Below are 1,738 nucleotides of genomic sequence, written 5' to 3' on the forward strand. Positions count from 1 at the left end.
GAACGCTCCCACGACGACACCAGAACCATGCCTGAACAGCGGAAACTCAGTGACCACATCCGGTAAGACAACGGCTTCTGAGCCACTCGATCCAGCGCGGATGGGGTAGCGGGACCCGTGCTCGGACAGACGTGCCCCTGGTAGGACAGGCCCCTCGCACAAGATCGTTTGCCGAGCGAGAGGCCCCACCCTGGTCATCTATGCTGCCACCCTCGACATCCCGCGCGACGTCGTGGAGTACCAGGCCGTGCTCGTCCTTCGCTGGTTCCGCGAGAGCGGCTGCGTACACCGCCTGGCCCCAAACGCCGGCGTCTGCCAGGCCAGGGCTACCGCTACCTCCACCAAGGCATTGACGTATGGGCTGAGCTTGATGCGGGAACATACAGGCCCGCTCCTGTCCGCTGGGTGACCATCCCTGAGCCGAACGGCGGGGAGCGGATGCTGGGTGTTCCGCGGGTGCCGGATCGCATGTCCGATGGTGTGGGGGCGGGCCGGGAGAACCGGCCCGCCTGCCCGATAAGGCAAGGGAGCATTCAGCTGCACGACCGACGCGCGCACGAGCGGCTTTCGGCCGTGCATCCTTCAGCGGACCTGTATGTGGGAGGCGTTGATCTTTTCGGCCCGGTAAGTCTAGTAGAGGCTGACGCCGTAGACGCTGAGCGCCTCGGGCACGGGCTGGTAGAACGTCGTGCCGCCGGACGTGCAGTCACCGCTGCCGCCCGAGGTGATGCCCAGCGCCTTCGTCCCGTCGTACAGCGGGCCGCCCGAGTCGCCGGGTTCGGCGCACACCGTGGTCTGGATCAGGCCGCTCACGGTGCCGCCACCCTGGTAGCGGACCGTGACGTTCAGCGCGGTGACGGTGCCGCTGTGCGTGCCCGTGGTCGAGCCGGTGCGCTTGACGGATTCGCCCACGAAGGCGTTGGCTGCGGTGTAGCCGCCGGGGTGGCTGAGCGAGGTGTTGTCGTAGCGCACAAGCGCGTAGTCGTTGCCGGGGAAGCTGTAGTCGATCGTGGGGCCGATCAGTGTTTTGTGCGCCTGGTCGGTGTACCAGGTTTTGGCCACCTTTCCGCAGTGGCCCGCGGTGAGGAAGTAGTACGTGCTGCCGCTGACCACGTTGAAACCGAGCGAACAGCGGTACTTGCCGCCGTAGATGGCGTTTCCGGCGGAGAGCAGCGGGTGGAAGACGCCTGCGGCTCGTTCGACCGTCAAGGCGTCCGCGTCGGCGCCCGCGGCCTTCTCGATGCGGGCGATCTCCGCCGCGGAGACCGTGCTGTCCGCGGTCACGACGACCCGTCCGGAGACCTGGTCCGTGTACCAGGCGGTGCCGTCGACCGCGGCGTGCGCCACGGCGTCCCTCACCTGGGTGAGGTGCTCCCCGCTGTGGGCAGGGGTGCCGGCCGCGCCCGCACTCGGCGCGCCCGCGAGGGTTGCGGCGACGAGGGTTGCGGCGACGGCGAGCAGTCGGGTGCGTTTGGTTCTCACTGATCCTCCTCTTGGGAAGTGGAAAGGCCCAACGGGGTGGGGGCCCGTGAGACACCGTCAGGCGGGGGTGGCGTGTTCCTGACATGCTCGCAGTGAGGATGAGGCCGGCCCGCCGCACACGCAAGAGTCGGGCAGAAAGGAAAACTGAGCGGCCATGAGAACGCGGGCGCGCGTGGGATGAACTGTTGAACCCCCGCGAACGGGAGTGCGATGGCGCAGTCGCGGAGCTGGCGTCGGTGGCTGGCGCCCATGTCTG

Annotated in this window: 1 protein-coding gene; it reads right to left on the reverse strand. The window is 68.0% G+C overall.

The genetic code is table 11. From position 1 onward, the window contains the following. Positions 1 to 630 precede the first annotated feature (630 nt). Positions 631 to 1,482, reverse strand: a complete 852-nt coding sequence (locus VXC91_RS45135) for a S1 family peptidase (protein ID WP_329513134.1) — start codon at positions 1,480 to 1,482, stop codon at positions 631 to 633. Positions 1,483 to 1,738 lie beyond the last annotated feature (256 nt).

The organism is Streptomyces chiangmaiensis (assembly GCF_036281785.1).
Taxonomy (GTDB): domain Bacteria; phylum Actinomycetota; class Actinomycetes; order Streptomycetales; family Streptomycetaceae; genus Streptomyces; species Streptomyces chiangmaiensis.